The organism is Marinospirillum celere, assembly GCF_900112235.1.
Classification (GTDB): Bacteria; Pseudomonadota; Gammaproteobacteria; order Pseudomonadales; family Halomonadaceae; genus Marinospirillum; species Marinospirillum celere.
On sequence record NZ_FOLH01000004.1, the window covers coordinates 291,051 to 316,255 of the forward strand.

Genomic DNA, 25,205 nt, shown 5'->3' on the forward strand with positions numbered 1-25,205 from the left:
TGGGCCTCTTAGGCGCTGATGCGCTTACGACCTTTAGCACGACGGCGAGCCAGTACAGCACGACCGTTTTTGGTTGCCATGCGAGCACGGAAGCCGTGATTACGCTTACGTTTAAGAACACTGGGTTGGAATGTACGTTTCATGGTTTTTGCTTTCCACAGGGTGAAGATGGATTAAAGGATCCCCGCGGGCAGAATACCCCTAGAGAATCTTTACTGATATCAAGAGCGGGGATTTTAGAGAATTCTTTGCTAGAGCGCAATTTTTCTCTCACTTTTTCTAGAATTCTCCACCACAACAGAAACTATAGATAAATCTTTAAAAGAATGACTACTGTTGTTATTTTTAGTCGGGATAATTTCTGTGGATAAGCAAATATTTTTCATATAAATTAAAGGATTAGTTAATGGATAACAGGGTTGGCTACCAGGGATCAAGCAGGGTGTAAGCAGCGCTTACCCTGTGCATAAAATGCTAGCTTGTCCACAAGGCCAAGAAATCTTCAGTCTGTACAGGTGTTTTACTGGGTTTCTTGCCCCGGCTATCCACAGGCTCAAAAAATAACTTTTGGTTATTTTGAGTCACTTTTATCGGTTCAGGTTACTTTTTTGGGAGGCCTCTAAGCCTTGTCTGCTGTGGATAAGTCAGGGCTAAAAAGGTAGAATGGCTGGATTCAAATCAGGAGTGAACCCGTGTCAGTAGATGAGTTGTGGTTACAGTGCGCAGCAGCCCTGGAAGATGAAATTCCTGCTCAGCAGTTTGCAACCTGGATCAAACCTTTGCAGGCAGAAATTCATGGTCGCAAGCTGCATCTTTTTGCGCCCAACCGCTTTGTGCTGCAATGGGTATCTGATAAATATTTGGACCGTATCCAGAAGCTAGTTGAAGAAGAGTCCTCAGGTCAGGTGCCGGACGTGCTTTTGGAAGTGGGCAGTCGCAAGCCAGTTCAGCTAACCAATCGTGCTGCTCCGGTACAGCAGCCAAGTCAACCTGAGTCGACCTCTTTTAGTGCCCCTGTGGATTACCAATCGACGCTTAGTGACCTTTCTGATGAAATCGGTGAAGAAGTGGTAGCTACTGAAGCTGTTTCTCCACCTGTGCCTAGCACTTATACTTCAGGTCCAAAAAAAGCACCCAGATCCAAAGTACAGGTTGAAGGTGCCATTAAACACCCGTCCACACTGAACCCTTTGCATACCTTTGAAACTCTGGTTGAAGGTAAGTCGAACCAGTTGGCCAAAGCGGCTTCTTTTCAGGTGGCTGAGAATCCAGGTGGTGCTTACAATCCGTTGTTTATCTATGGAGGTGTTGGCCTGGGTAAAACCCACTTGATGCATGCAGTGGGTCACCAGATTCTTCGTCATAATCCCAATGCCAAGGTGGTCTATTTAAATTCAGAACGCTTTGTGCAGGATATGGTCAAGGCCCTTCAGCTTAATGCTATCAATGAATTCAAGCGTTATTATCGGAATCTGGATGCGCTGCTAATTGATGATATTCAGTTCTTTGTAGGTAAGGATCGCTCCCAGGAAGAGTTTTTCCACACCTTTAACTCCCTGTTAGAAGGTGGACAACAAATTATCCTGACTTCTGATCGCTATCCTAAAGAGATAGGTGTTGAAGAGCGTTTAAAAAGCCGTTTTGGCTGGGGTTTGACCGTGGCTATCGAGCCTCCTGAGCTAGAGCTGAGGGTAGCTATTTTGATGAAAAAAGCAGAAATTGCCCGAGTGGAGCTTCCCCAGGAAGTAGCTTTTTTTATTGCCCAAAAAATACGCTCTCATGTTCGTGATCTTGAAGGTGCCTTGAATCGGGTTATTGCTGACTCACGTTTTAAAGGCCAGCCGATTAGTGTTGAGCTAGTTCGTGAATCCCTTAAGGATCTTTTTGCCGTTCAGGATAAGCAAGTGGGTGTGGATAATATTCAGCGTACGGTTGCTGAATACTACAAAATCAAAATTGCTGACTTGCATTCGAAAAGGCGTAATCGCTCCATCGCCAGACCGCGACAAATGGCCATGGCTCTAGCAAAAGAATTAACCAATCATTCCTTACCCGAAATCGGTGATGCTTTTGGTGGTCGGGATCATACGACAGTGCTTCATGCCTGCCGCAAGATTCAGTCGCTCCAGGATGAAAGTCCGGATATCCGTGAGGATTGGAAAAACCTGCTCCGTCTGTTGACCAGTTAAAAAGGTTGAGAACATGAAGTTTACCGTAGCCCGTGAAACCCTCTTGCGTCCTCTGTCCATTCTTTCTGGTGTGGTTGCCAGACGCCATACTCTGCCGATTCTTTCCCATTTACGTATTGATGCAGATGAACAGGGCCTGACCTTGACTGGCTCAGATTTGGAAGTGGAACTGATTTGGCGTGTCCAACTGGAACATTTGATCTCCCCGGGCAGTATTACGGTTCCGGCAAAAAAATTATCGGATATCTGTAAATCCTTGAGTGAAGGGTCAGTGATTGATTTTGAACTGGCTGATAATCGGGCCGTGGTTAAATCCGGACGTAGCCGCTTTGTTCTGGCCACTCTACCTTCTTCTGAGTTTCCTGGTATTCAGCTCAGTCAAATTGTTCAGCAGGTGAGTCTGCCCCAGCGCGAACTGCTCAATGTCATTCAACGTAATGAATTTGCCATGGCGCGTCAGGATGTGCGCTATTACCTGAATGGTATGTACTTTGAGCTCCAGCAGGGTCGCCTGCGTAGTGTTGCCACCGATGGTCACCGTTTATCCCTGGCGGATACAGTGCTTCAGGAAAGTCAGCCTGAGCAGGAGGTTAATATGATCGTACCTGCCAAGGCTGTGCATGAACTGGCCAAGCTGCTGGATAATATTGAAGAGCCGGTTAGTCTGATTTTTGGTGAACAGCATTTTCAAGTCAACACCGGCCATTCAACCTTTGTCTCCAAACAAATTGAAGGTCGCTATCCGGACTATGAGCGGGTTATTCCACGCAATGGTGACAAGCTGGTTGTTTGTGATCGTCTGGAACTAAGGCAGATGCTGTCTCGTATCTCTATTCTGGCCAATGAAAAATTCCAGGGGATACGTTTGAATCTTAGCCAGGGCAACCTGAGTGTCACCGCCAATAATCCTGAGCAGGAACAAGCTGAAGAGTCCATGGAAGTGAACTACCAGGGTGAAAGCCTGGAAATAGGTTTCAATGTTGGCTATTTGATTGATGTGATGGATAACATCGGTGAAGAAGTTGAGCAGGTACAAATTGCTCTTTCCGATCCGGCATCCAGCGCACTGATCCAGGCTGCCGGTGGCGGTAAAGCACTCTATGTTGTTATGCCTATGCGTCTTTAAACTGCTGCGTAGGACATGAGTATTCAGCGGCTAAGACTGAAGAACTTTCGTAATCTTCAGGATGTGGATTTTCACCCAACGCCCGGACTTAACTTTCTGATCGGCAAAAACGGTAGTGGCAAAACTTCGCTGCTGGAAGCTATTTATCTGTTGAGTCTGGTGCGCTCCTTTCGAAGTAAGAAACTCAAAAACCTGATCAACCACAGCACATCCAGTTTTACCGTATTTGCAAACTTTGTGGATACAGAAGGCCAGGTTTACCCTTTGGGAGTTCAACGTCAGGAATTCAGTGATGAAACTGAAATTCTGTTGAGAGGGCAGCGCCCCGGCAGTATTGCTGAGCTAACAGCCCAATTGCCTGTGCAATTAATCAATCCAGATGCCTTCCGTTTGTTGGAAGGTGGACCCAAGGACCGCAGGCAATTTATCGATTGGGGCGTGTTCCACGTGGAACCTTCTTTTATCTTTGTGTGGCAACGCTTCCAAAGGGCTCTGAAACAGCGCAATAGCCTGCTCAGGCGTGGTAGAATGGATCCTTTGCAGTTACAGCTCTGGGAAAAGGAAATCGCTCTCTACGGAGAAGAGGTCACGACCTACCGGGAAGGCTATCTAGAGGAATTAAGACCGATCTTTGCTCATTTGCTGGCCAGGCTATCCGATATCCAGGATTTCCGTTTGAGCTTTCAAAGAGGCTGGGATAAGAACCTGCCTCTCCTGGATAACCTTCGGGCAGGGCGAGAAAAAGATTTGGACCAGGGCTTTACTCAGTCAGGACCCCAAAGGGCTGACTTGAGAGTAACAATTGAAGGAAGAGCTGCTATAGAAGTTTTGTCGCGCGGCCAGCAAAAGCTAGTCGTGTCGGCTTTAAAATTGGCTCAAGGTGAGCTTTTGGCAAAGAAAACTGGCAAGCGCTGTATTTATCTTATTGATGACTTGCCAGCTGAGTTGGATGAAGAACATCGCCAAGTTTTTTGTAAGGTTTTGGAAGAGCAGGCAAGCCAAGTTTTTATTACCAGTGTTGATGAAGCAGCTTTAAAAGTTGATTGGAAGGAACCTGAACAGAATCTTTGGTTTCACGTGGAACAAGGGCAAATCCGTCCGCTGTCCTGAGGCTTGAATAGCAGCCCAGGCTTGAATGGGGAGTAGGTAATGAGTGAGAGTAATTCCTATAATTCATCCAGCATCAAGGTCCTTAAGGGGCTGGATGCCGTTCGTAAACGTCCAGGTATGTATATAGGGGACACGGATGATGGAACCGGTTTACACCACATGGTGTTTGAGCTGGTTGATAATTCAATAGATGAAGCCTTGGCTGGTTACTGTAATGAGATAAAAGTCATTATCCACCCTGACGAATCCGTAAGCGTTACCGATGATGGTCGTGGCGTACCTGTTGATATTCACGAAGAAGAAGGGGTTTCTGCCGCAGAAGTCATCATGACAGTTTTGCATGCTGGCGGTAAATTTGATGACAATACCTACAAGGTATCAGGTGGCCTTCACGGTGTTGGGGTTTCCGTTGTTAATGCCCTGTCTGAAGAGTTAACCCTGACCGTTTGGCGCAAAGGCCAGATTCATGAACAGGTCTATCACCATGGTGTACCTGAAAAACCTCTGGCTGTAGTCGGCAAAACTGACAAAAGCGGTACTTTGGTCAGATTCAAACCCTCCAGTGAAACCTTCAATAATATTGAGTTCCACTTTGATATCCTTGCCAAGCGACTGCGTGAGCTTTCCTTCCTGAATTCAGGGGTTCGTATAGTCCTACTGGATGAGCGTAATGCCAGGGAAGAAGTCTTTCACTATGAGGGTGGACTCAAAGCCTTTGTGGATCACTTGAATACCAACAAGACCACCCTGGGGAAAACCTTTTACTTCACCACCCAGCGTGAAGATGGTGTTGGCGTTGAAGTTGCGATGCAGTGGAATGATGGCTTTTCAGAAAATATCTTCTGCTACACCAATAATATTCCCCAAAGGGATGGCGGGACCCACCTGGCTGGTTTCCGTGCTGCTTTAACCCGTTCGTTGAATCAGTATATTGAGCAGGAAGGCCTGGCGAAAAAAGCGAAGGTATCCACTACAGGTGATGACGCTCGCGAAGGGCTTACCGCAATCATTTCAGTTAAGGTGCCTGATCCCAAGTTCTCTTCACAAACCAAAGACAAGCTGGTTTCTTCAGAAGTAAAAACGGCTGTAGAACAGGAAATGGCGCGCCTATTCAGTGAGTATCTGCAAGAATTTCCACAGGAAGCCAAATCAATCGTCAATAAAATGATTGATGCGGCCCGCGCTCGTGAAGCAGCACGTAAAGCCAGAGATATGACCCGCCGTAAGGGTGCCTTGGATATCGCTGGTCTGCCAGGCAAGTTGGCGGACTGTCAGGAAAAGGATCCGGCGCTTTCTGAAATCTATCTGGTGGAGGGTGATTCTGCCGGAGGTTCAGCCAAACAGGGCCGGGACCGTAAGACGCAGGCCATACTTCCTCTCAAGGGGAAAATCCTGAATGTTGAGAAAGCCCGCTTTGACAAGATGCTGTCCTCTGCTGAAGTAGGCACCCTGATTACCGCACTTGGTTGTGGAATAGGCCGTGAAGAATTTAATCCGGATAAGCTGCGCTATCACTCAATCATTATCATGACCGATGCCGATGTGGATGGTTCACATATCCGGACCCTGCTGCTGACTTTCTTCTTCCGTCAGATGATGGAATTGATTGAAAGAGGGCATGTATTTATTGCCCAGCCACCTCTTTATAAAATTAAGCGTGGTAAGCAGGAGCAGTATCTAAAAGATGAGGCTGCCCTGGAAGATCACTTGACCCAGTCGGCTTTGGAAGGTGCAGCCCTCTATGTGAACCCTGAAGCCCCTGCACTTTCGGGCGAGGGTTTGCAGAAACTGGTTGAAGACTATCGTGATGCAATTCGCCGAATAGAACGCTTGTCACAAATCTACCCTGAATTTGTGCTGGAGCAGATGATTGATGCGCCCAGCTTGCTTACTGAAGACCTGGCTGACGAAAATAAAGTTAAAGATTGGATCAAAGAGCTAGAAGCGAAGGTCGTTATTGCCGCCAGTGACACCACTCAGGTACGTATGCGTATCGAAGTGGATAGTGAGCGGGGGCTTTACCTGCCAGCAGCTGAAGTTGTTGCCCATGGCGTCCCTACTGAATACGTGTTTGGCATGGATTTCTTCAAGTCTGGCGATTACCGGGCGTTGAGAAGCCTGGGTGAGCAGCTGGACGGTCTTTTGGAGGAAGGGGCCTATGTCGCCCGTGGCGAGAAGAAAAAGCCGGTGAAGCGCTTCCTTGATGCCCTTAACTGGCTGATGGGTGAAGCCAAGCGGGGTATCAGCGTTCAACGTTATAAGGGTTTGGGTGAAATGAATCCAGATCAACTTTGGGAAACCACGATGAACCCGGATACTCGTCGCATGCTGAGAGTGTCTATTGAGGATGCGGTGGGTGCTGATCAGATGTTCAATACCCTGATGGGTGATGAGGTGGAGCCCAGACGCAACTTTATTGAGACCAATGCTCTTTCAGTGGCCAACCTCGACGTCTAAACCTGTTTAGGTGTTGCTAGGCTGCCTGCTCCTAAATGAAGGGCAGGCAGCTTCAAGGCAAAATCGAAATTACTGGCCGGCCAATAATTGATCAGCAAGACTGGCCAGATCATCAACGATTTCCATCCCTTCTACCTGCTCACCCCTGTCCAGCGTTTTCTGTCCCTTACCGGTACGTACCAGCACACTTCGATAGCAGCCAGCTGCCTTGCCAGCCTGAAGATCACGCAGTGCATCACCCACCATGATTGCTTTTTCAAGGTCGATATTCAGCGCTAGAGCTATCTGGTAGAGGAGGCCAGGTTTGGGTTTACGGCACTGACAGGTGTTTTCAGGGCCATGTGGACACCAGGCGATATGGTGAATATCCGCTCCCTGGGCATGAACTGCAGCCAGGAGCTTACTGTGCATGGCATCCAGGTCTTCCTGCTGAAAGTGACCTCTGGCCAGCCCTGATTGGTTGGTTGCTATGGCAAGAATCCAGCCGGCCTTGTAGAGGCGCACCAAGGCATCGACAGATCCAGGGATGAAAATAAACTCATCGGCATTCTTTACGAAGGCATCTGAGTCCTGATTGATGACACCATCTCGGTCAAGGATAAGAATTTTGTTCATTAAAATTAGAGAAGTCAGTGGTTCATACAAAAAAGGGAGCCCTTGGGCTCCCTTTAAACCTAGTGCTGAAGCTGGGCAATATCGGCAGTATGCATGAAAAGGGCCTGCAAACTAGCCAGTAAAGCCAGACGGTTGTTTCTAATCTCAGGGTCTTCGGCCATTACCATCACCTGATCAAAGAAAGCATCGACTGGCTCACGCAGTTCAGCAAGTTTATTCAAGGCAGCCTGGTAGTCACCCTTTGCATAATAGGGAGCAACATCAATATCCTTAATGGCTAGCTGTTCGGCCAGGCGAACTTCAGCAGCCTCGGATAAAAGGGCTTTGTTGATTTCTGAGCTGACGGGCTGATCCAGCTTGCTTAACAGGTTACTGACCCTTTTGTTAGCTGCTGCCAAAGCTTGGGCTTCGGGTAGCTTACTAAAGCTGGAAACGGCTTGGACACGACGATCAAAGTCATAGGGATGGGTAACACCACGGCTACGTACCGCCAGGAAAATACCCGTTGCTATCCCCTGACCTTGATACCAGGCGCGGAAGCGATCCAGCATATAATCCAAAAGCTGTTGCTCTGCTTCCTGGCGCTGTGGCAGCTCTGAGTGCTGGGCCAGGGCTAGATGAATCAATTCTTGAAGGTCAAGATCCAACTGCTTGTGGACCAGAATATTCAATACCCCCAGGGTTGCCCGGCGGAGGGCAAAGGGGTCTTTAACACCGCTGGGTTTTTGGCCGATACCAAAGATGCCCGTCAGCGTATCCAGACGGTCAGCAAGTGCCAAGCAAATGCCTGTTGGAGTTTCAGGCAAGGCATCGCCTGCATGGCGGGGCAGATAGTGTTCACGCAAGGAGCGGCAAACTTCAGGGTTTTCACCATCATGCAGGGCATAGGCTTCACCCATCAGACCTTGAAGTTCAGGAAACTCCAAAACCATTTCGGTATTCAGGTCACATTTGCAGAGCTTGGCCGCGCGTTGCACTTTATCAGTGTCAAACTTTAAGCGTTGGGCGATCTCGCAGGCCAGCTGCTCAATACGGCGGCTCTTGTCCGCCAGGCTGCCCAGTTGTTTTTGAAAGACCACCTTCTCAAGACCTTCAAAGCGCGTTGCCAAGCGGCTCTTCTTGTCAGTTTCAAAAAAGAAGGCAGCATCGGCCAAGCGTGGACGAATAACCCGCTCGTTACCCAAAATAATCGCTGAAGGGTCCTGGCTTTGAATGTTGCTGACGGTAATAAACAAAGGCAGCAGACGGCCCTGCTCATCGGTCAGGTGAAAATATTTTTGATGGGATTTCATGGATGAAATCAGACAGGCATCAGGAACCTGCAAAAAGTCTTCATCAAAACTACCGGTCAAGGCCACAGGCCATTCGACCAAGCCGGTTACTTCATCAAGCAAGTCTTCATCAATCACTGCCTTGGCCCGGCGACTGGCTGCTTCAGCTAGTACCTGCTCACGGATCTGTTCACGGCGTTCAGTAAAGGAAGCCAGAACATAGCCTTTGGCCAGACTGGGTTGATAAGTTGAAGCCTTATCCAGAGTTATTGCGGAAGGAGCATGGAAACGGTGGCCATAGGTCAAGCGGTCACTCTGCAGACCCAGGATTTCAGCAGGGATGACTTCCTCACCTTGCAAAAGCACCAGCCAATGTACAGGACGTGAGAATTCAATACGTGATGAACCCCAGCGCATGCGTTTGGGGACTGGCAGGTTGTGGATAGCCTGCTTGAAGATATCTGGAACCAAGGCAGCGGTCGCTTGACCCGGCTGAGTGGAGCGATAAATAAGCCAGCTGCCTTTATCGGTTTCCAGCGTTTCCAGTTGGTCTATAGCCACCCCGCAGGATTTGGCAAAGCCAAGTAGAGCCTTGGTGGGCTCCCCATCCTTGTAGGCTGCTTTTAGTGCGGGGCCTTTGCGCTCTATAGCTTGATCAGGCTGGTGTTTGGCTAGGTTCTTAACGATCAATGCCAAACGGCGGGGGGTGGCAAAGCTTTCAATGGCAGTGAACGGCAGGCCGGCTGCTTCCAGACCTTCTTTGACCGAGGTTTCCAAAGCTTTGGACAGGTTGGCTAGCTGGGTGGGTGGAAGTTCTTCACAGCCCAACTCAAAAAGTAAATCAGCAGCTGACATCAGGCTTTCTCCTCTTCTGAAGCCAGTACTTCCTGGCGCAGGTGTTCCGGTGCCAAGGGGAAGCCCAGAGCCTTTCGGGAATTAAAATAAGCAAGTGCCACTTCACGGGCGAGGGTTCTGACACGCAGAATAAAGCGCTGGCGTTCGGTGACTGAAATGGCGTGGCGGGCATCCAGCAGATTGAAGGTGTGCGAGGCTTTGAGCACCTGCTCATAAGCCGGTAGCGGTAAACCTGCTTCCAGGAGTTTGTTGCACTCACGTTCACAGTGATCGAACTGACCAAAGAGAGCCTCGACATCGGCATATTCAAAGTTATAGGCACTTTGCTCTTTTTCATTCTGCAGCCAGACATCACCATAGGTGACAGGCTCGCCAGTCGGGCTCAGTGTCCAGATCAGATCGTAAACAGAATCCACGCCTTGCAGATACATGGCGATTCGCTCCAGACCATAGGTAATCTCACCGGTAACCGGGTAGCACTCGATACCACCGGCTTGCTGAAAATAGGTGAACTGAGTGACTTCCATCCCATTGAGCCAGACTTCCCAGCCCAGACCCCAGGCACCCAAAGTAGGTGACTCCCAGTTGTCTTCAACAAAACGGATATCATGAACCAGGGGGTCCAGGCCCAGAGCTTTCAAAGAGCCCAGGTAACGCTCCTGGATATCAGCAGGTGAAGGCTTCATGACCACCTGGAACTGGTAATAATGCTGAAGGCGGTTGGGATTCTCACCATAGCGGCCATCAGTGGGACGCCGGGAAGGCTGAACATAAGCTGAGTTCCAGGTTTCAGGCCCCAGAGCACGCAAAAAAGTGGCCGGATGGAAGGTACCTGCACCTACTTCCATATCCAGAGGTTGAAGAACAACACAGCCCTGGTCGGCCCAGTACTGCTGCAGGGCTAATATCAGGCCCTGGAAGGTGGAGACGTCTGGCGTAGACGAGTTCATGATCGGCTGCCCTTGCGTTAAATGAATGATCAACGAATGGGCAGAAGTATACCCTATCCGCTTTTGGCTTTCAGGCTCTTGATGAGTGCCTGATAGACGCCTAGATGCTTGAGGGCAATTTTGTCGGCACTGACTTCTTTCAGCTCGCGATTGGCATCTCGGGTTAGGCGTGTACGTAACTGGGTGGAGTTGTAGAGAACTTTAATCATCTCTTCCAAAGAGGCGACATCCCCCTTCTTAAAGAGCATGCCGTTACTGCGGTGGCTAATGAATTCGGCAAACCCGGAAACCTTGCTGGCAATAACCGGGATGTGAAAACTCATCGCCTGCAAAAGGCCGGTCATCGAGTCTGCACGGTTGGCAGGGTCAATAAACAAATTCATGACTGAATAGTAATCACCCGGGTGCTTGGGCTCGCCAACCCAGTCGATGTTTTCCCGGTCTTTATACTTGTTTTTCAATTTCTGGTAATCAGGGCCTTCACCCAGGATCACAAAAACCATATTCGGGAAGTCAGCCTGCATTCGCTCTGCGCACTTGACTAGCAACAGCTGACCACCAAATTTTTGTTCTATGTGCCCCCAATGGCCAATAACAAAGCGTCCCTGATAATGGCTTCTTAGCTCGGTCATTTTCATGGGGTTGGTTTCCAGGGTAATCGCAGCATCAGGGATTCGTCTGACCGGACAGAAGGCTTTATCACGCATTGCCAGTTCTGCTGGGAAAGAAGTCACGATAACCGCCAGAGCTTTGTTGAGGAGGCGTGAATTAAGTTGCTCTGTGGATTCAGCATCCGCTGAATGCCAGCTCATTAACCAGGGATTGCCTCTAAGTTGGCGCTGCCAGCCGGCCCAGCGTGCGGCGGCCAAATCATGGGCATGAATCAAACCGGTTTTGGGAACCTGGTAGTGACCAGAAAAACGATGGCTAACAGGCAGCAGATGGAGATTACGCAGGTGCTTGAGCCGATGGTGGAGAACGGAGTTCTTTTTGCAAACCACCTGCTGTTTAATCTTTTTTTCAGCAAGGGTATGAATGAGCAGTTCAACCTGTTGGGTCTGGGCATCATATTCATCATTCAGACAAACCTGGATCAGGCGCATGGCTTAGCGATTCCTTTGCAGATCTAAAGGGATTGCGCTCAGTTTGGCAGCTAGTTGGGTTGAGAACAGTGAAAAGAATAACCTTTTTTGCAAAGAGGTGTTATTGCTGCGCATAGGCTCGCTGCAGCCAGTCATACCAAACACCCGCCTGGTGAGCATCAACCTTGATCAAACCCCGGTAGAGGCGTTCCAGGTTACGTTGCGCTGTCTTGGGTTCTGGCTGGTTCAGTTGGCAACGATCAAAGTCGATTAACCAAACTTTTTTGTTGTCGGCCTGGATTAACAGATTGCGCGGATTCAAATCGGTATGGTTTAAACCCGCCTGGTGGAAACGGTGAATAGTTATAGCGGCAGCCTGCAGTGCCTGTTTTTGCTCAGCGGCATCCACTTGCGGCAGATAGTCACTGAGTGGCAGAGCCTTGGGAATGCGTAGCGTGATCAGGTCGGCTTTATAAACACCACCCAGGCGCTGTACGCGGGCAGCCAAAGGTCTGGGAACCGGCAGCCCCAGTGCTAAGAGTTTTTGGGTCAGGTGCATCTCCTGCCAGGCCCGAGTAGTACGCAAACCCGTCCAAAGGTAGAGATCCTTGATAAAGCGCCCAGGTAAGCCGCCGCGGTGATAATGACGCCAAACGGCTTCACCAGCCGGGGTTTGGATAAAAACACTGGTTCCCCGGCCGGGAGCACCACCCAGGAGCGCCTGTTGGTTTTGCCAGTATTCCAGTTGGAACCAGCGCTTATCTATTTGTGGGATGGCCTGGGGGTCATATAGAATAAACTCCCCCTGATCTTCAAGTTGCCGGAAAGGTGCCATGTCATCTCAGTCTGTTCATTCCCCACTCGAGCAAGTGCGGGATCTGTGTATTCTTCGCCTGTCAGCGCTGGGTGATGTTTGTAATCTGGTGCCCAGTGTCCGGGCTTTGCAAACGGCTCAGCCGGAGCTGAAAATCACCTGGATCATAGGCCGCGCCGAGTATAGTTTACTGGAAGGTCTGGAGGGCGTCGATTTTCTGGTCTATGACAAGAAAACTGGCCTGGCAGGCATGGCTGCCTTAAGAAAAAAACTACTCGCGCAGCGTAACGGCCAACCTTTTGATGTTCTGTTGCATATGCAGGCCGCCTTGAGAGCCAGCCTGCTGTCCCGGTTTATTCCTGCCCGACGCCGAATCGGTTTTGATGCCGAGCGGGCCAAGGATTTCCAAAACTGGTTTGTTCACGAACAGCTGGCTGCCAATCCCCGGCAACACGTGGGCGAAGGCTTTCTTGATTTTGTGCGTCACCTGGGTGTTCAGCCAGGTCCTTTGCAGTGGGGTATTCCACTACCCCAAACGGCTGTTGATGAAGCCAGGCGCTGGCAGCCTGAAGATCAAGCCTATCTGGTGTTGAGCCCTTGTTCGAGTAACCGGGCTCGCAACTGGCGCAATTGGTCTAATCAGGGTTATGCCGCTCTGGTTGACTATGCCTATGAAAATTATGGTTTGCAGACTCTACTAACGGGCGGCCCTACAGAACTAGAACAAGAAACCGCCAAGACAATTGCTGAGCTGGCCAAGGCACCGGTGATCAATGCGACCGGACAAACTTCCCTAAAAGCACTTTTGTGCCTGATTCGTGATGCTCGCCTGGTGGTGGCCCCTGATTCAGGCCCCATCCACATGGCGGTGGCCATGCAAACGCCGCCTTTGGGACTCTATGCGACCTCTAACCCAGATCGAACCGGTCCCTGGCTGGGGCGGGAGTTTGTTGCCAACCGCTATCCAGAAGCTGTTAAACACTTCCTGGATAGGGATGTAAACCAGGTGGGTTGGGGGCAGCGGGTGCGTGACCCTGCTGCTTTGGATTTGATTACCCAAGAGGATGTCCAGCAACGTTTGGATGCCATTATGAACTCCAAGGAAAAGCTTGCATGAAAATCAACCTCGCTGCTTTTGAACAAGCCCGGGTACTGGTTGCCGGTGATGTAATGCTGGATCGTTACTGGCAGGGTGCTACTGCACGTATTTCTCCTGAAGCACCGGTCCCTGTGGTGCAGGTCCAGCAAACCGATGATCGCCCAGGCGGGGCAGCCAACGTTGCCTTGAACCTCGCCAGCCTGGGTGCCATGGCCAGCCTGACGGGTATTGTTGGACAGGATGACAATGCCCGTCTATTGGAAGAACGCCTGCAACAATCTGGGGTGGAGACACGCTTTCATGCTTCTGATCAACATCCAACGATTACCAAGCTGCGGGTGATGAGTCGTAACCAGCAGTTAATCCGCCTGGATTTTGAACAACCCCTAAGTACGGAAACCGGTTTCACCCAAGCCTTTGCAGCTTGTCTGAACCAGGTGGACTTGGTGATTCTTTCTGATTATGCCAAGGGCACGCTAACCGACATCCAGCCTTTGATTCAGCAGGCTCGCCAGGCCGGAAAGAAGGTGTTGATTGATCCCAAGGGCAAGGATTTTTCACGTTATCGTCAGGCAACCCTGCTGACGCCCAACCTGAGTGAACTGGAAGCCGTAGTGGGTCCTTGTGATGACCAGCAGCAACTGGAACACAAGGCTGAAGCCTTGCGTCAGGAGTTGGAGCTGGAAGCCTTGTTGGTGACTTTAAGCGAAAAGGGAATGCTGCTCTTCCGTGAAGGGGAAGCGCCCTTGCATTTACCGACGCGGGCCCAGGAAATTTTTGATGTTACCGGTGCTGGGGATACCGTCATAGCGGTGTTGGGATTGGCTCTGGCTTCTGGCCATGCTTACCCTGAGGCCATGATGCTGGCCAATCTGGCTGCCGGTCTGGTGGTGGCTAAACCTGGCACTGCAACGGTGAGTGTGGCTGAAATCTACACGGCCCTGCATAACGATAAACTGATTGAATACGGCGTGCTTTCAGCCCCAACCTTGGTCGAAGCTGTCAGGGCTGCCCAGGCCAGGGGCGAAAAGGTGGTCATGACTAATGGCTGCTTTGATCTCTTGCATGCCGGTCACGTGGCCTATCTTGAAGAGGCCAGGCTGCTGGGTGACCGTTTGATTGTAGCAGTCAACTCGGATGCTTCCGTAAGTCGACTAAAAGGTCCCTCCAGACCGATCAATCCACTGGAAAGAAGAATGCGGGTGCTGGCCGGGCTGCAGGCAGTGGATTGGGTGGTGGCTTTTGAAGAGGATACGCCAGCAGAGCTGATCAGCCAGGTATTGCCTGACCTCTTGGTTAAAGGCGGTGACTACCAGCCTGAAAACATTGCTGGGGCTGAGGCCGTCCTTCAGGCTGGGGGAGAAGTCAAAGTACTGGAATTTGTTGATGGGGTATCCACTACCGCCATGGTGCGTTCGATCTTGGATAAGAATTGATGTCTGCCTTGCCGCGTTATCTTTACACCGGCCTTTTAACCCTGCTCTCGCCCTTGGCCAAAAAGCGGCTGGAGAAAGAAAAGGTCAATGAGCTTTCGGCCCGCCAGCGTGCAGGGCATATTTCACCCAGTAAAAAAGAAGTGGTTTGGGCGCACTGTGCTTCGGTGGGAGAAGTCCTGGCCGCTGAACCCCTGCTTAACAAGCTGCTACAGGCCTACCCAGAAAAACAGCTGGTGGTGACCACCATGACGGCAACAGGTGCTGCTCAGGTTCGCCAGCGCCTGCCAGAAGCCAGGCATTACTTGTTGCCTCTAGATTTGCCCTGGTATGCCGACCGTTTTATCCACACCCTCAAGCCACGTCTGGCAATTATTTTTGAAACCGAAATTTGGCCCAATCTGCTGCATAGTTGCAAGAAAATGCAGGTGCCGGTAGTAGTTGCCAATGGCCGCCTGTCGAATAAGGCATTTAAAGCTTATAAGAAAATTCGTCCCTTGATGGCTGAAGCCCTGAGTAAAGTTGATCAGATAGCAGCCAAGGCTGAAGAAGATGCCGAACGCTTTATCGCCTTGGGTTTTCCGAAAGAAAAGATGCAGGTGACGGGTAGCATCAAATATGATCTGCAACCACCTACAGGGCTTCAGGAACAAGCAGAGAATCTCAGGACTGAATGGGGCCAAAGACCTGTTTGGATTGCTGCCAGCACCCATGAGGGTGAAGATGAGCCTTTATTGGAAGTCCACAAAAAACTGTTGGAAAGCTATCCTGATGCTTTACTTCTGCTGGTTCCCAGGCATCCACAGCGTTTTGAAGAGGTGGCTGAACTAATCAAGAAAGCCGGCTTTTCATTCAGTCGTCGTAGTCAGCAAGACCCGGTTTATCGCCAAACCCAGGTTTATCTGTGCGATACCCTTGGAGAAATGCTGCTCTTTTATGCGGCAGCAGATCTGGCTTTTGTGGCGGGCAGTTTGGTTCCGATCGGTGGGCATAATCTTTTGGAACCGGCAGCCTTGGAAACCCCTATTATTACCGGACCCCATCTGCACAACTTTGCAGAAATTGCGGCGCTTTTACGTCAAGCCGGTGGGATGCAAGAAATCAGTCAGGTCGAAGAACTGCCCGAACTCTTGATTCGCCTTTTTCAGGATACGGAAAGCTGCAGGCAGCTTACTCAGGCTGCTGCTGCAGTGATCGAAGCCAACCGGGGTGCTTTAAACAAACAGTGGCAGCTGGTCGAAAGTTTTCTTCATGACTAGTTAGCTGTTATGCTTTTCAAACACTTGTTTGCTAGCTGCGGAGAAACTCATGCTGACACTGCACCATCTGGAAAAATCGCGCTCTCATCGCATCGTCTGGTTGCTGGAATTGCTGGGTGTTGAGTATCAAATCAAAACCTATCAGCGTGATGCCAAAACCCTTCTGGCCCCCGCAGAACTCAAAGCCATCCATCCCCTGGGTAAGTCGCCTGTGCTTACCGATGGCGATCGAGTGATTGCTGAATCAGGAGCCTTGATCGATTACCTGGTTGAGGTTTATGGACAAGGACGCTTACAGCCGGGCAAAGACAACCTGGATGCCTGGGTGGATTACCGCTATTGGCTGCATTATGCAGAGGGCTCACTGATGCCCTGGCTATTGATGAACCTGGTTTTTACTCAGATTCCCAAGCAGCCCATGCCTTTTTTCATTAAGCCGGTAGCCAAAGGGATCAGTGGTAAGGTTCTGGAACAGCTGGTGACCCCCAATCTGAATACTCATTTGCCATTTATTGAACAACAGTTGGAAGGTAAACGCTGGTTGCTGGGAGAACAGTTGACGGCGGCTGATGTACAAATGAGCTTTCCGCTTCAGGCTGTCGCCGCCAGAATGGATGTTAAAGCCTATCCCAATCTAGCGGCTTATGTGGCCCGTATTCAAGAAGAGCCCAGCTGGCAACAAGTGATTGCCAAGGTTGGGCCCCTCAAGTTTCCTGGCTAGCCTTTATTTGGCAATCAGCCGCTTAACGCCCTCTGGACAACCGAGTAGCAACACATCAGCAGGGCGTTGCGCAAAGATGCCGTTACAGACTACCCCGGCAATATCGTTGATACGGGTTTCCAGCTTCAAGGGGTCATCAAGCAAAAAGTTATAGCAGTCGATAATCCAGTTGCCGTTATCGGTTTTGACATTTTCCCGCCATTGAGGGTCGGCACCCAGCTTGACCAGTTCACGTCCGACATGGCTGCGGGCCATGGGCAGTACTTCAACCGGCAAGGGAAAATCACCCAGTACCTCAACCTGTTTGCTTTCATCAGCAATACAAATAAATTTGTTGCTGCAAGCGGCAACAATTTTTTCACGGGTGAGTGCCGCGCCACCGCCCTTAATCATCTGCAAGCGCGCGTTGATTTCATCGGCACCATCAACATAAACATCCAGAATCCCCGCTGCATTTAAATCATAGACAGGAATGCCGTGGGCTCTCAGGCGTTCAGCTGTGGCTTCAGAGCTGGCAACGGCGCCATCAATATCCATTTTCAGGCGGGCCAGTTCTTCAATGAAAAAATTGGCTGTTGAGCCGGTGCCCACACCGACAATCGAGTCTTTATGCAGGTCATCACGAATTTCTTCCAGGGCGGCCTGAGCAACGGCCTGCTTGAGTTGGTTTTGTGTCATTTTGGATCCAAGTGTGAGTTAAGGAAAGTTTAGACCCAGTATAGCAACTTCCCTAACTTAACTTCGACTGGACGATTGCTGATCAGCAGGCCACAATGAGCGGTTATTTCCACACCTTAGACAGGGAGCTGCAGCTAAATGCTTGAACACTACGTGAAGAAAATCCTTCAGGCCCGGGTTTATGATGCCGCGCTGGAAACCCCTTTGTCTGAAGCCCGGTTTATGTCCAAGCGCTTGAACAACTCCGTCTGGATCAAGCGTGAAGACCTACAGCCGGTTTATTCTTTCAAGATACGTGGTGCCTTCAACAAGATGGCTCAGCTTTCTGAAGCTGAAAAAGACCAGGGGGTTATCGCTGCCTCTGCCGGTAACCATGCCCAGGGCCTGGCCATGGCAGCCAAACAAATGGGGGTTAAGGCAGTTATCGTGATGCCCAGAATTACCCCGGATATCAAGGTTCAGGCTGTGCGTGCCCGAGGTGCCCGGGTGATTCTCAAAGGGGATGCTTTTGGTGAAGCCCTGGAGCATGCCCTGCAACTGGTCGAAGAAAAGGGCTATACCTACATCCCCCCCTATGATGACCCAGATGTGATTGCCGGGCAGGGCACTATTGCCATGGAAATCCTGCATCAGCACCCGGACCCGATTGAAGCTATTTTTGTGCCCGTTGGCGGTGGCGGCTTGATTGCCGGGGTCGCGGCCTATGTTAAATACCTGCGCCCCGAGATTAAGGTTATCGGCGTCGAGGCTGAAGACTCAGCTTGCCTGGCTGCTGCGATGAAAGCTGGCCGTCGGGTTACCCTGAGCCAAGTGGGGATCTTTGCTGAAGGGGTAGCGGTTGCCCAAATCGGTAAGGAGCCCTTTAAGGTCTGCAAAGATTATGTCGATGAAGTAATTACCGTCACCACGGATGAAATCTGTGCTGCGGTCAAGGATATTTTTGAAGACACCCGTGCAGTTGCTGAACCCTCCGGTGCTTTGTCTCTGGCCGGTTTGAAAAAATATGTTGAGCAAACAGGAATCACCGAGTCTACTCTGATCTGCATCAACTCGGGCGCCAATACCAATTTTGATCGTTTGCAGCATATTGCCGAACGTACCGAACTGGGTGAAAAACGGGAAGCTATTCTTGCTGTTGGTATTCCCGAACGCCCCGGTAGCTTCAAGAATTTCTGCAAGGTGATCGGTCGTAAAAGAATGGTGACTGAATTCAATTACCGCTTTGCTGATCCTGAACAAGCGCAAATATATGTGGGGGTTCAGGTCAAACCTGATGGAACGGATCGGGAAGAATTAATCCTGGCTTTGCAGGAAGCCGATTATCCAGTGGTTGATTTAACAGATAATGAATTAGCGAAATTACATATCCGCCATCTAGGTGGTGGTCGTACGGCCAGTGAAACCAATGAAGAAATCTATCGTTTTGAATTTCCAGAACGCCCCGGGGCTCTGTTAAATTTCCTCAATCATTTGGGGCACGACTGGAATATCTCGTTATTTCACTACCGTAACCATGGTGCAGCCTACGGCCGTGTCCTGGTGGGCTTCCAAGTGCAACAGGAAAACCGTATTCATGTTGAAGAATATCTCGATAAAATCAGCTATCGCTATTGGCGCGAGACAGAAAATCCTGCTTATCGACTCTTTTTGTAAAATTAACGACTTGTTAATCGAGATAAAAAGGAATAAATTGAATAAACCTTGAAGTCTTCAAGGTTGAATATTCATTGCATCATCATTGCCAAGGGACGGCAAGAGGAGCTTAATTATGAAAAAGAAACCTGATGTAATGGTGGTACTTGTCCTGATCTTTGTAGCAGGCTTGCTCGTCACCAGTTTGATCTAAGTTAGGTTCGGGTCCAATATAAAGCCGAAGCTGTTGCTAGCCCATCCATGGGGACATCCCAACTGGCTTGGGGTAAGGAATCCACTTCCTGGCAAGCATGGGCCAAACCCAGCAGCAGAGGTCGTCTAGGACGGCTTCTGCTGATATCAAACGTTCGATCATAGAACCCACCTCCCATTCCCAAGCGTCCTCCTTGGCGATCAAAGCCCACCAAAGGCATTAAGACCAGATCCACAGCCCAGGGCTGAATCCGATGCACAGCTTTTAAGCCATAACCTTTGAGCTTGGGCTCAGCTATACCAAAACGATTGCAATCCATGGGTGTTTGGCCCGGTTGCCAGCGTACAAACCAAAGGAGTCGAGGCAATGATGGGTGAAGTACGGGCAGATAAACTTTTTTACTCAAGCTCAGGGCCCGCTGGACCAAAGGGTAGGGGTCGATTTCACCGTCACTGGGCAGATAAACCGCCAGGCTTTTGGCATTAATAAAAGCGGCTGTTTGGCTGAGTTGCTGGGCAAGGCCAACAGCGGCCTGGGTTTGTTCTTGTGGAGAAAGGGCTCGGCGACGACGACGCAGCTGCTGACGCAAGGCTTGTCGATCAGTGGAGCTGGGTAAGGGAAAAAAAGACATGCATTAACTCGATAAGTGCCCCAGAGTGCCGCTGTTGTCGTGGCCCTTGAACCCTAAAGTTCAAGGTGGAGGCAACCGGCCTACCGAAGGCTTTCCGCTACATGGCGGACCTGCTCACGGGTAGATCCAGGCGGCGTCCTTAGTAAAGATCATAGGCTCGAGGACGTGAGCAACTGGCGCACACTCCAGGGTTATCTCCAGTTTAACAAAGAATGAATCCTTTAGGGGAGTTTTCGTGACTCCACCTGAGCTTCCAGTTCCTGAAGCGCTGAGTCTAATTTTTCGGTCAGGCGCGCAATCTGAACTTCATGATTATGATTTGTATCATGACGCTGGAGCATCTCATTGGTTATGTTGAGTGCGGCCATAATCGACAGGCGCTCCATACTTAAAATTTTGCCTGCACGGCGAATTTCTGACATCTTCTCATTCAGATAACGAGCAGCGCGCAACAGATCCTCCTTTTCAGCGGGAGGACAGGCAATCAGGTATTTGCGATCCAGAAGAGTGATTTCAGTGGTATTCTTGTCGCTGCTCATTCGCAGGGCTCCAAAGCCAAATCAAGCAGCCTGTACTATAGACCCGCATATTTTTGCGGTCAATTGTAAAAACTTGTTAGTGAATGCTAGCTTTTTATATCGGCAATTAACCCAAATTCAATAATAGATGAGAGTCGCATGTCTTCAGATGCAGAAAAAAATCTACCCGTGTGCTTTGAAACCCTGGCAGATCTTTGTCTGAAATATCGGTGTTTTCAGTCACCTTCGCTGTTTCATGGGGTATTAACGGGCCAGCTTTGTGGTCAGGATAAGCTACCACGTGAGCAATGGCTGCTACTCTTTACCCAGCTCCTGGGCGAACAGGTCAACCTGCCTGAGCAGGACCGTAAGCTGGCTTTGGAGCTTTTAGATCAAACTTTAGAGCAACTGGGTTCGGGCCAAATGGATTTTGAACCCTTGTTGCCTGACGAACTCTACGAAGTGGAAGAGCGTTTTGCTGCTTTGATTAAATGGCTGCAAGGTTTCTTGAAATCATTGAAAGCAGCTCAAATTGATCAGGAAAAACTCAGCCAGGAAGCCAAAGAAGGTTTGAGCGACCTGGAAAAAATTGTCGAAGCTGGTGATTTAACCCCTGCAGCCAATGAAGAAAATGAAAAAGACCTTCATGAGTTGAGTGAGTTTGTTCGCTTGGTGGCGATGATGCTTTACTTGGAGCTGCACCCAGGTCGACCTCAGGTCGAAAAACCCCAATCAGGTTCCAGCCTGCATTGATGAATACTGCTACAGCAAGAGGTTGATGATGACCAGCCAGTTATTTCGCCAGCGTCGTGAACGTCTCCTTGAACAAATGCCGGACAAAGCTCTGGCGATCATCCCTGCGGCCAGTGAAGTGACCCGCAGTCGGGATACCGAATACCCCTTTCGTCAGGCCAGTGACTACTGGTATTTAACCGGTTTCAATGAACCTGATGGTTTATTGGTTTTGGTAAAGGAAGGGGAAACGGGCAAAAGCCTGTTATTTAATCTTCCCAAGGATCCGGAAATGGAAACCTGGACAGGGATACGCCTGGGTCAGGAAAAAGCACCGGAAGTCTTGGGCGTGGACCAGGCCTTCCCTTTGCAGCAAATTGACGAGCAGCTAAGTGACCTTCTGGGGGAAGCCAGTGAAGTTTGGCTGCCGCTGGATAACCTGGCACTTTATCAAAACTACCTTAACTGGCGGCAGGGTGTTAGACGCAAACGCAAGCGTTCTGCCTGCCTGCCGGACCGGCTGGTTGATGTGGCTTCAGCGCTTGCCGAAATGCGTCTGATTAAAAGTGATGAAGAAATTGCTTTGATGCAAAAGGCGGTGGATATTTCGGCTGCCGGGCATTTCCGGGCCATGAAGGCCAGTCGTCCGGGCGCTTATGAATACCAGCTTCAAGCCGAACTGGAGCATGAATTTGCCATACAGGGTGCCGCAGCGCCTGCCTATGCCAGTATTGTGGGCTCAGGAGCCAATGCCTGCGTACTCCATTATATTGCCAACCAGGATGCCTTAAAGGCGGGTGATCTGGTGTTAATTGATGCCGGTGCTGAATACCAAGGCTATGCCGGCGATATTACCCGTACCTTCCCGGTTGATGGCCACTTTACAGAAGCCCAGAAGCAGCTTTATGAACTGGTGTTGAAAGCCAATGAAGAGGCCATACGCCAGGCTGGACCCGGTACTACCTTGGAAGCCTTGCATCAGAGCGTGCTGCGAGTTTTAACCCAGGGCTTATTGGAGCTGGGTATTCTGCAAGGCGAACTGGAAACCCTGCTGGAAGCAGAAGCCTATAAGCCCTATTTCATGCACGGCACCAGCCACTGGCTGGGGCTGGATGTTCATGATGTGGGAATTTACCGGATCGAAGGCTCTGCAAGGCCTCTTCAGCCGGGAATGGTTTTTACCATAGAGCCAGGGCTCTATTTTCCACCCGACTGTGAAGAGGTGGATCCCAAGTGGCGTGGCCTGGGTATTCGTATAGAGGACGATGTGTTGATTACCAAGCAGGGCTGCAAAGTGCTTAGTGATCAGGTTCCGAAAACTGTAGCTGGAATAGAAAGTCTGATGAGAGGCGCGGATGCAGCAGCTTGAAACGGATATTGCCCTGATCGGCGGTGGTCTGGTTGGTGCCAGCCTGGCATTGGCTTTGCAACCGCTGGCCGAGCGCCAAGGCTTGAAGGTTACACTCCTGGAAAGCCACCCCCCCTCAACGCAAGCACCGGAAAAAGATTGGCAGCCCAGTTTTGATGCCCGCTCTTCGGCTATTTCCTGGGGAACTCGTTTGATCTACGAGCGTTTGGGTCTTTGGGAAAATCTTGAACCCCATGCTTATCCGATTAAACACATCCAGGTTTCAGACCGGGGCTATCTGGGTTCAACCCAGCTCGATCATCAGGAACAGGGCACTCAAGCCTTGGGCTATGTTGTGCCCAATGCCTGGCTGGGCAAGAATCTTTGGGCTGCGCTACAGCAAGTGAATCATCAGCATTTGGAAATTCTTGCCCCCGCTGAAGTAGAGCGGGTGAGTTTTCCTAGTCCTGAAGCGGCTGAAGTGATAGCCCACCTAGAAGGGCAGCCACTGAGAATTAAAGCCCGCCTGGTGGTGGTCGCTGATGGTGGGCGCTCAGGCTTAAAACAGCAACTGGGCATTGCCGATCAGGTGCATGACTATGAGCAAACTGCCCTGATTGCTAACCTACGGGTTTCCAAACCGCATCAGGGTTGGGCTTACGAGCGCTTTGCCAGTGACGGTGCCCTGGCGCTGCTGCCTTTGCAAGCTAACGAAATGGCTTTGGTGTGGACCCGGCCTAAGAATGAAGCTGACCCACTGGTGCACTTGCCTGAACAAGAGTTTTTGGAGGCGCTGCAAAAAGCCTTTGGCAAGCGTGCGGGTCGTTTCCAGCAGGTCGGTGAACGCTTTGCCTACCCGCTTAAAAAGATTCGAGCCCAGGAGCAGGTTAGAAGCAATCTGGTCGTCCTGGGTAATGCGGCCCACTATTTACACCCCGTAGCTGGTCAGGGTTATAACCTGGCGATTCGGGGCGTGATGAGCCTGGCAGCCAGCCTGTTACAGGCAGCGATTAAAGCAGAAAATGCCGGTCAGCCTTTCCATCCGGGTAGCCTGGCACCCTTGCAGGCTTGGCAAGAACAGCGTCTGCCTGATCAGGATGCAGTGGTAGGCTTCAGCCATGGGCTCATCGCTTTATTTGCCAACAGCCAGCCGCTACTTGGACATGCCCGAGCCAGTGGTTTGATCGGATTGAATTTGTTTTCTCCTGCCCGACGCTGGTTGGCCAGGAAAGCCATGGGATTGGAGGTCTAGGATGCAAGCATTTGATGTGGTGATCGTTGGCGGCGGTATGACAGGTCTGGCCTTGGCGGCCGGTTTGGCCAAGACGCCATTGAAGCTGGCAATTGTTGAAGCCGCCTCGGAAGCACCCAACTGGAAACCTGAGAAACTGGAAATCCGGGTGAGTGCCCTGTCTGAAGCCAGTAAGCGGCTACTGGAAAAGCTGGGTGCCTGGTCGGCGATGCAGAGCCTGAGAGTGAATCCTTATCAGGGCATGGTTGTTTGGGACAGCGAAGGTACTGCTGAAGTCAGCTTTAATGCCCTGGATGCCGGTGTTAGTGACCTGGGCTATCTGGTTGAAAATGCCGTCACCCAGTTGGGGTTACTGCAAGCTGTTGAAGGCCAAGAAAATCTGACCTGGTTCCGGGGTTGCCGTCCGGTTGCACTCAGTGAACCCTTGCAGGCTGCCGGCCAAAGAACGCTGACCCTGGATACGGGTGAAACCCTGGCGGCTGATTTGATTGTTGGTGCAGATGGGGCCCATTCAAAATTACGTGAATGGGGTGGTTTTACCACCCGCGAGTGGGACTACCAGCATTCTGCTTTGGTAACCAGTGTGCGTACGGAAAAATCCCACAAAAATGTTGCCTGGCAGCGCTTTCATGCCAGTGGTCCTCTGGCTTTTTTACCCTTGAACCGCGAAGGCGATGATCATTGGTGTTCTCTGGTCTGGTCAACCCATCCACAAGAAGCTGAGGAATTAATGGCTCTGGATGAAGCAGGTTTCAACCAACGGCTAACCAAGGCCTTTGAGGGTCGTTTGGGGCAGGTTTTGATTAGCGAAGAGCGAGTTACTTATCCCTTACGCCAGCGCCATGCTGTGGATTATGTCCAACCGGGCTTGGCATTAATGGGGGATGCTGCTCACACTATTCACCCCTTGGCTGGGCAGGGCGTCAACCTGGGTTTTCTGGATGTTGCAGTTTTGACTCAGGTGCTGATTACTGCTGCTGAACAGGGCAAGCCCTTGGGAAGCCCGAGTGTATTGAAAAGTTACCAGCACCGACGCAAACCGGACAACCTGGCGATGATGGCTTTGATGGAAACCTTCAAGCGTCTGTTTGCCAGCCGTTCCTTGCCAGTGCTCTTGGCGCGGAATCTGGGTATGAAACTGGTTGATAACCAGCCCTGGGTTAAGCGTCAATTGGTTGCCCAGGCTTTGGGCTTGCGAAGTCTTGCCAAGCCCTGAAAG

Annotated in this window: 22 protein-coding genes and 1 other RNA gene; 13 read left to right on the top strand and 10 right to left on the bottom strand. The window is 50.5% G+C overall.

The window, feature by feature from the left end:
• Positions 1 to 8: 8 nt before the first annotated feature.
• Positions 9 to 143 (bottom strand): 50S ribosomal protein L34, encoded by a 135-nt coding sequence (rpmH, locus tag BM185_RS10995; protein ID WP_091963501.1) that lies wholly within the window; start codon positions 141 to 143, stop codon positions 9 to 11.
• A 549-nt stretch (positions 144 to 692) separates the two neighbouring features.
• Between rpmH and dnaA the strand changes: the two genes are divergently transcribed.
• Genes dnaA through gyrB form a run of 4 tightly spaced genes read left to right on the top strand, consistent with a single transcriptional unit; the run spans position 693 to position 6,882 of the window.
• The gene (gene dnaA / locus BM185_RS11000) at positions 693 to 2,189 is read left to right on the top strand and encodes a chromosomal replication initiator protein DnaA (RefSeq protein ID WP_091963504.1); all 1,497 of its coding nucleotides are present in this window, start codon (positions 693 to 695) and stop codon (positions 2,187 to 2,189) included.
• A gap of 13 nt (positions 2,190 to 2,202) precedes the next feature.
• Entirely contained in the window at positions 2,203 to 3,315 is a 1,113-nt protein-coding gene (gene dnaN / locus BM185_RS11005; protein ID WP_091963507.1) for a DNA polymerase III subunit beta, read from the top strand.
• Positions 3,316 to 3,330: 15 nt separating this feature from the next.
• Positions 3,331 to 4,425, top strand: a complete 1,095-nt coding sequence (gene recF / locus BM185_RS11010) for a DNA replication/repair protein RecF (protein WP_091963510.1) — start codon at positions 3,331 to 3,333, stop codon at positions 4,423 to 4,425.
• A 39-nt stretch (positions 4,426 to 4,464) separates the two neighbouring features.
• Entirely contained in the window at positions 4,465 to 6,882 is a 2,418-nt protein-coding gene (gyrB, locus tag BM185_RS11015; RefSeq protein ID WP_091963513.1) for a DNA topoisomerase (ATP-hydrolyzing) subunit B, read from the top strand.
• 69 nt (positions 6,883 to 6,951) lie between these two features.
• On the opposite strand, the gene gmhB is transcribed toward gyrB, so the two are convergent.
• The 5 genes from gmhB to BM185_RS11040 all read right to left on the bottom strand — a co-directional run bounded on the left by gmhB (position 6,952) and on the right by BM185_RS11040 (position 12,490).
• Complete coding sequence (gmhB, locus tag BM185_RS11020; protein ID WP_091963899.1) at positions 6,952 to 7,497, bottom strand: D-glycero-beta-D-manno-heptose 1,7-bisphosphate 7-phosphatase; 546 nt, start codon at positions 7,495 to 7,497, stop codon at positions 6,952 to 6,954.
• Positions 7,498 to 7,556: 59 nt separating this feature from the next.
• Positions 7,557 to 9,623, bottom strand: a complete 2,067-nt coding sequence (gene glyS / locus BM185_RS11025; RefSeq protein WP_091963516.1) for a glycine--tRNA ligase subunit beta — start codon at positions 9,621 to 9,623, stop codon at positions 7,557 to 7,559.
• Complete coding sequence (gene glyQ, locus BM185_RS11030; RefSeq protein WP_091963519.1) at positions 9,623 to 10,573, bottom strand: glycine--tRNA ligase subunit alpha; 951 nt, start codon at positions 10,571 to 10,573, stop codon at positions 9,623 to 9,625. Before glyQ ends, glyS begins: the two co-directional genes overlap by 1 nt.
• A gap of 53 nt (positions 10,574 to 10,626) precedes the next feature.
• Positions 10,627 to 11,676, bottom strand: coding sequence for a glycosyltransferase family 4 protein (locus tag BM185_RS11035; protein ID WP_091963522.1), 1,050 nt, complete (start codon positions 11,674 to 11,676; stop codon positions 10,627 to 10,629).
• A 100-nt stretch (positions 11,677 to 11,776) separates the two neighbouring features.
• Positions 11,777 to 12,490: a 3-deoxy-D-manno-octulosonic acid kinase gene (locus BM185_RS11040; protein WP_091963525.1), complete on the bottom strand. Its 714-nt coding sequence runs from the start codon at positions 12,488 to 12,490 to the stop codon at positions 11,777 to 11,779.
• Here BM185_RS11040 and BM185_RS11045 point away from each other — a divergent pair.
• The 4 genes from BM185_RS11045 to BM185_RS11060 are packed head-to-tail and all read left to right on the top strand — an operon-like array spanning position 12,489 to position 16,981.
• Positions 12,489 to 13,586, top strand: a complete 1,098-nt coding sequence (locus BM185_RS11045) for a glycosyltransferase family 9 protein (protein WP_091963528.1) — start codon at positions 12,489 to 12,491, stop codon at positions 13,584 to 13,586. The two genes, BM185_RS11040 and BM185_RS11045, sit on opposite strands and share 2 nt — an antisense overlap.
• Positions 13,583 to 15,004 (top strand): bifunctional D-glycero-beta-D-manno-heptose-7-phosphate kinase/D-glycero-beta-D-manno-heptose 1-phosphate adenylyltransferase HldE, encoded by a 1,422-nt coding sequence (gene hldE / locus BM185_RS11050; protein WP_091963532.1) that lies wholly within the window; start codon positions 13,583 to 13,585, stop codon positions 15,002 to 15,004. The genes BM185_RS11045 and hldE overlap by 4 nt, the downstream gene beginning before the upstream one ends.
• Positions 15,004 to 16,260, top strand: a complete 1,257-nt coding sequence (waaA, locus tag BM185_RS11055; RefSeq protein WP_091963535.1) for a lipid IV(A) 3-deoxy-D-manno-octulosonic acid transferase — start codon at positions 15,004 to 15,006, stop codon at positions 16,258 to 16,260. Before hldE ends, waaA begins: the two co-directional genes overlap by 1 nt.
• A gap of 49 nt (positions 16,261 to 16,309) precedes the next feature.
• Positions 16,310 to 16,981, top strand: coding sequence for a glutathione S-transferase (locus BM185_RS11060; RefSeq protein WP_091963538.1), 672 nt, complete (start codon positions 16,310 to 16,312; stop codon positions 16,979 to 16,981).
• 3 nt (positions 16,982 to 16,984) lie between these two features.
• On the opposite strand, the gene rpiA is transcribed toward BM185_RS11060, so the two are convergent.
• Positions 16,985 to 17,659: a ribose-5-phosphate isomerase RpiA gene (gene rpiA, locus BM185_RS11065; RefSeq protein ID WP_091963541.1), complete on the bottom strand. Its 675-nt coding sequence runs from the start codon at positions 17,657 to 17,659 to the stop codon at positions 16,985 to 16,987.
• Between the two features lie 138 nt (positions 17,660 to 17,797).
• On the opposite strand from rpiA, the gene ilvA reads away from it, so the two are divergent.
• Positions 17,798 to 19,312, top strand: coding sequence for a threonine ammonia-lyase, biosynthetic (gene ilvA / locus BM185_RS11070; RefSeq protein WP_091963545.1), 1,515 nt, complete (start codon positions 17,798 to 17,800; stop codon positions 19,310 to 19,312).
• 194 nt (positions 19,313 to 19,506) lie between these two features.
• On the opposite strand, the gene BM185_RS11075 is transcribed toward ilvA, so the two are convergent.
• The 3 genes from BM185_RS11075 to BM185_RS11085 all read right to left on the bottom strand — a co-directional run bounded on the left by BM185_RS11075 (position 19,507) and on the right by BM185_RS11085 (position 20,675).
• Complete coding sequence (locus BM185_RS11075; protein ID WP_091963548.1) at positions 19,507 to 20,136, bottom strand: 5-formyltetrahydrofolate cyclo-ligase; 630 nt, start codon at positions 20,134 to 20,136, stop codon at positions 19,507 to 19,509.
• A 13-nt stretch (positions 20,137 to 20,149) separates the two neighbouring features.
• Positions 20,150 to 20,331: non-coding RNA, 6S RNA (gene ssrS, locus BM185_RS11080), on the bottom strand.
• Positions 20,332 to 20,357: 26 nt separating this feature from the next.
• On the bottom strand, positions 20,358 to 20,675 hold the full coding sequence (locus BM185_RS11085; protein WP_091963550.1) for a cell division protein ZapA: 318 nt from the start codon (positions 20,673 to 20,675) through the stop codon (positions 20,358 to 20,360).
• Between the two features lie 138 nt (positions 20,676 to 20,813).
• On the opposite strand from BM185_RS11085, the gene BM185_RS11090 reads away from it, so the two are divergent.
• Genes BM185_RS11090 through BM185_RS11105 form a run of 4 tightly spaced genes read left to right on the top strand, consistent with a single transcriptional unit; the run spans position 20,814 to position 25,202 of the window.
• Positions 20,814 to 21,407 (top strand): UPF0149 family protein, encoded by a 594-nt coding sequence (locus BM185_RS11090; RefSeq protein ID WP_091963552.1) that lies wholly within the window; start codon positions 20,814 to 20,816, stop codon positions 21,405 to 21,407.
• Positions 21,408 to 21,432: 25 nt separating this feature from the next.
• Positions 21,433 to 22,755: a Xaa-Pro aminopeptidase gene (gene pepP, locus BM185_RS11095; protein WP_091963554.1), complete on the top strand. Its 1,323-nt coding sequence runs from the start codon at positions 21,433 to 21,435 to the stop codon at positions 22,753 to 22,755.
• On the top strand, positions 22,742 to 23,986 hold the full coding sequence (gene ubiH / locus BM185_RS11100; protein WP_091963556.1) for a 2-octaprenyl-6-methoxyphenyl hydroxylase: 1,245 nt from the start codon (positions 22,742 to 22,744) through the stop codon (positions 23,984 to 23,986). Before pepP ends, ubiH begins: the two co-directional genes overlap by 14 nt.
• Before the next feature lies 1 nt (position 23,987).
• Positions 23,988 to 25,202 (top strand): UbiH/UbiF/VisC/COQ6 family ubiquinone biosynthesis hydroxylase, encoded by a 1,215-nt coding sequence (locus BM185_RS11105; RefSeq protein WP_091963558.1) that lies wholly within the window; start codon positions 23,988 to 23,990, stop codon positions 25,200 to 25,202.
• The last annotated feature ends 3 nt before the right edge of the window (positions 25,203 to 25,205 follow it).

Coding starts and splice junctions, on each gene's coding strand:
- rpmH (WP_091963501.1), bottom strand. CDS start 143: ATGAAACGTACATTCCAACCCAGTGTTCTTAAACGTAAGCGTAATCAC.
- dnaN (WP_091963507.1), top strand. CDS start 2,203: ATGAAGTTTACCGTAGCCCGTGAAACCCTCTTGCGTCCTCTGTCCATT.
- recF (WP_091963510.1), top strand. CDS start 3,331: ATGAGTATTCAGCGGCTAAGACTGAAGAACTTTCGTAATCTTCAGGAT.
- gyrB (WP_091963513.1), top strand. CDS start 4,465: ATGAGTGAGAGTAATTCCTATAATTCATCCAGCATCAAGGTCCTTAAG.
- gmhB (WP_091963899.1), bottom strand. CDS start 7,497: ATGAACAAAATTCTTATCCTTGACCGAGATGGTGTCATCAATCAGGAC.
- glyS (WP_091963516.1), bottom strand. CDS start 9,623: ATGTCAGCTGCTGATTTACTTTTTGAGTTGGGCTGTGAAGAACTTCCA.
- glyQ (WP_091963519.1), bottom strand. CDS start 10,573: ATGAACTCGTCTACGCCAGACGTCTCCACCTTCCAGGGCCTGATATTA.
- BM185_RS11035 (WP_091963522.1), bottom strand. CDS start 11,676: ATGCGCCTGATCCAGGTTTGTCTGAATGATGAATATGATGCCCAGACC.
- BM185_RS11045 (WP_091963528.1), top strand. CDS start 12,489: ATGTCATCTCAGTCTGTTCATTCCCCACTCGAGCAAGTGCGGGATCTG.
- BM185_RS11040 (WP_091963525.1), bottom strand. CDS start 12,490: ATGGCACCTTTCCGGCAACTTGAAGATCAGGGGGAGTTTATTCTATAT.
- hldE (WP_091963532.1), top strand. CDS start 13,583: ATGAAAATCAACCTCGCTGCTTTTGAACAAGCCCGGGTACTGGTTGCC.
- waaA (WP_091963535.1), top strand. CDS start 15,004: ATGTCTGCCTTGCCGCGTTATCTTTACACCGGCCTTTTAACCCTGCTC.
- BM185_RS11060 (WP_091963538.1), top strand. CDS start 16,310: ATGCTGACACTGCACCATCTGGAAAAATCGCGCTCTCATCGCATCGTC.
- rpiA (WP_091963541.1), bottom strand. CDS start 17,659: ATGACACAAAACCAACTCAAGCAGGCCGTTGCTCAGGCCGCCCTGGAA.
- ilvA (WP_091963545.1), top strand. CDS start 17,798: ATGCTTGAACACTACGTGAAGAAAATCCTTCAGGCCCGGGTTTATGAT.
- BM185_RS11075 (WP_091963548.1), bottom strand. CDS start 20,136: ATGTCTTTTTTTCCCTTACCCAGCTCCACTGATCGACAAGCCTTGCGT.
- BM185_RS11085 (WP_091963550.1), bottom strand. CDS start 20,675: ATGAGCAGCGACAAGAATACCACTGAAATCACTCTTCTGGATCGCAAA.
- BM185_RS11090 (WP_091963552.1), top strand. CDS start 20,814: ATGTCTTCAGATGCAGAAAAAAATCTACCCGTGTGCTTTGAAACCCTG.
- pepP (WP_091963554.1), top strand. CDS start 21,433: ATGATGACCAGCCAGTTATTTCGCCAGCGTCGTGAACGTCTCCTTGAA.
- ubiH (WP_091963556.1), top strand. CDS start 22,742: ATGCAGCAGCTTGAAACGGATATTGCCCTGATCGGCGGTGGTCTGGTT.
- BM185_RS11105 (WP_091963558.1), top strand. CDS start 23,988: ATGCAAGCATTTGATGTGGTGATCGTTGGCGGCGGTATGACAGGTCTG.